Source organism: Kitasatospora phosalacinea, assembly GCF_000717185.1.
GTDB lineage: Bacteria > Actinomycetota > Actinomycetes > Streptomycetales > Streptomycetaceae > Kitasatospora > Kitasatospora phosalacinea_A.
This window is the reverse complement of the sequence record NZ_JNYE01000206.1, coordinates 1-2,857: the sequence shown is the minus strand read 5'-3', so window position 1 is coordinate 2,857 and position 2,857 is coordinate 1. Positions and strand designations below refer to the sequence as shown.

Here is a 2,857-nt window from a genome sequence, read left to right as displayed (position 1 = left end):
GCGGCCACCGCGAACCTCTTCAACGGCACCACGATCAGCGGCCAGCCCACGCAGAACCTGTTCTCCCCGACCCACACCTGGCCGCTGAACGACAACACCGCCAGCGGCACCACCGTGGCCACCGTAAAGGACACCACCGGCACCACCCCTCTCACTGGACAGGGCGGCGCCACCTGGAGCACCGGCGACCTCTTCAGCCCCGACGTGCGCTTCAACTCCCAGAGTAACGGCGTCCTGACCTCAAACGCGGTCCTCGACCTGAGCCAGAGTTTCACTGTCTCCCTGTGGGCCAAGCCCAACGCCACCGGCGGTGTGCTGGTCTCCCAGGACGGCAACGTCAACTCCGGCTTCTTCCTCCAAGCCAACGGCAGCACCGGCCAATGGGAAGTCTGCATGGACCGGTTCGACAACAGCGGCTGGAACTTCGACTGCGCCCACGCCGGAGCCAACGCCGGCATGGCCCAGATCGGCGTCTGGACCCACCTGACCGTCACCTACAACAAGACCACCAGCACACTGACCCTCTACATCAACGGCATCGCGGTCGGCTCGGCCAACCACACTCCCGTGACCGGATTCACCGGCAACTTCCGCGTCGGCGACTTCGGTTCGACCACCGGCGGCCACTTCGTCTTCTACAACGGCGCCCTCTCCAACCTCCAGACCTGGAACAGCACCGCACTCACCCCCACCCAGGCCGCCCTCCTGTCCGGCACCCCCGGCTACGTCCTGTTCCCTGCCGACGACACCAACTACCCCAGCGGCAGCACCTGGACCACCGCCCACGCCACCATGTCCTTCACCTCCGGCCAGCTCAAGATCCTCCAGACCGGCTGGGCCAACGGACACACCTGGACCCAGGGCACCACCGGCTACCCCAACGCCGTCCTCACCCTCCAACGAGACGGCAACCTCCTCATCTACCCGCAAGCCGCCCACACCGCCGGAACAGCACTCTGGAACAGCGCCACCTTCAACAACAGCGACGACTGCATGTTCCTCCAACCCGACGGCAACCTCGTCATCTACCGCGCCGACGGCATACCCCTCTGGTCCTCCGGCACCTACAACTAAGTGGCTGTTGTCGTTCCGATCTTGAGGGGTGCGGGTCGAACGGGAGTCTCGATCGGATGAGTGCGGCGGCCGCCGTGCATGAAAGCAGGGCCTCTTGGTAGCTCGAAGGGTGTCTACGCCAAAGAGCAATCCAGGAGGCCCTGTTGTCGCAGTTCTACGGCATCGCGGGAGCGGGGTCCACTTCGGTCACTCTCGGGTGTGACTGCCTGGCACACAGGTTCGGGAACGCCGCCGACCACGGGGTGCGCGAGCGCCGCTACCCGACGGACATGTCCGAGGCGGAGTGGGCGGTGGTGCGGCCGCTGCTTCCGGTGCCGGGCTGGCTGCGCGGGCGGGGCGGGCAGCCGGAGTCGTATTGCCATCGTGCGATGTTGGACGCGATCCGCTACCTCGTCGACAACGGAGTGAAGTGGCGGGCGATGCCGGCCGACTTCCCGCCGTGGGACCGGGTCTACGCCTTCTTCCGCCGCTGGTGCGAGCGCGGTCTGGTCCGGGAGTTCCACGACCGGCTCCGCCGCAAGGTCCGCGAGCAGGCCGGGCGGGATCCGGAGCCGGGCGCGGGCGTGATCGATTCCCAGTCCATCAAGGCGGACGCCGTCGTCGGCGCCGACAGCCGCGGCTTCGACGGCGGCAAACTGATCAACGGCCGCAAGCGGCACGCCGTGGTCGACACCCGCGGCCTGCTGCTGGGGGTGATGGTCACCGCCGCGGACATCGGCGACCGCGCCGCCGCGCAGGTTCTGCTCGCCCAAGTGGCCGCCGCGCATCACCGGCTGGCGCTGGTCTGGGCCGACGGCGGCTACACGGGCAGCCTCGTCGAGTACTGCCTGGCCGCCCTCGCCCTGGTCCTGGCCATCGTCAAGCGCAGTGACGACATGCGCGGCTTCGTCGTGCTGCCCAAGCGGTGGATCGTGGAGCGGTTCTTCGCCCACCTGATGCGAAGCCGCCGCCTCGTGCGGGACTTCGAACGGTCCACCGGCAGCGCGGAGGCGATGGTCTACTGGTCGGCGACGATGCTCATGACCCGCCGCCTGGCCCGGCCACGGCCTTCGCGAGCCTGAACCGGCCCGGCGCCGGCTCGGCCAGCCACCCGCGAGCCGTCAGCCGCTTCGCCTTCGACCGCAACGCCTCGATCTTCGCGGGCACCGGGTCCAACCCGAAGCAGACGGTCATCTCCTGGCAGGTCAGCGGACCCTGACCGAGCCGGCCCCGCTCCGCGAGAGCCCGCACGATGCGCTGGTAGTCCGCCGACAATGCCGACCAGGCCAGACCCGCACGCCACATCGGCACCACCGACTTCGGCTTCGCCGCCTCCGAAGACGCGGGAAGCGTGGGCGGTTCACCACGATCCGACGACTCCTCGACGGCATCCGGGCCAGCGACGTCGCCTTCGCCCGGGGACAGCACCTCGCCCACGCGCGAACGGGCGACGACCCACTCGTTCCACTCCCGCTCGGCCACGACCAGCTCGGCCTGGATACGGTCCGCCTCCTCCCGCAGCTCATCCACACGACGACGAGCGGTCAGCTCACGCTGTTCCAGCAGCCCTACGACCGACGGCATCCCCGACCTCCACCAGAGCGACGACACGACACATCACCACTCCCCGAGACCACCGACCCCATGCCTGAACAGCGGAAACGCATCACTCAAGCCCGGAAAGACAACAACCACTAACCAACACCTACTCAGGTTGAATTCGCCTTGTTGGGGTGCTGAGGGCTGTCGATCGGTGGGTATGTCCCATCCGTGCGATACGCGCAGGGGGGCGGGTTCACTGCCC

Annotated in this window: 3 protein-coding genes; 2 read left to right on the top strand and 1 reads right to left on the bottom strand. The window is 68.1% G+C overall.

Features of this window, described 5'->3' with window-relative positions; all coding sequences use genetic code 11:
* The coding region (locus OO57_RS37475) for a LamG-like jellyroll fold domain-containing protein (RefSeq protein ID WP_033257357.1) at window positions 1–1,074 on the top strand (1,074 nt) is incomplete at its 5' end.
* 269 nt (window positions 1,075–1,343) lie between these two features.
* A complete protein-coding gene (locus OO57_RS37470) occupies window positions 1,344–2,135 on the top strand; it encodes an IS5 family transposase (RefSeq protein ID WP_081974236.1) in 792 nt (263 codons plus the stop codon).
* Here the strand turns inward: OO57_RS37470 and OO57_RS37465 are convergent.
* Entirely contained in the window at window positions 2,092–2,637 is a 546-nt protein-coding gene (locus OO57_RS37465) for a hypothetical protein (protein WP_033257356.1), read from the bottom strand. The genes OO57_RS37470 and OO57_RS37465 overlap by 44 nt on opposite strands.
* Window positions 2,638–2,857 lie beyond the last annotated feature (220 nt).

What these genes read in the sequence shown, in the direction of transcription:
- OO57_RS37465 (WP_033257356.1), bottom strand. Translation starts at nt 2,637, where the DNA reads ATGCCGTCGGTCGTAGGGCTGCTGGAACAGCGTGAGCTGACCGCTCGT.
- OO57_RS37470 (WP_081974236.1), top strand. Translation starts at nt 1,344, where the DNA reads ATGTCCGAGGCGGAGTGGGCGGTGGTGCGGCCGCTGCTTCCGGTGCCG.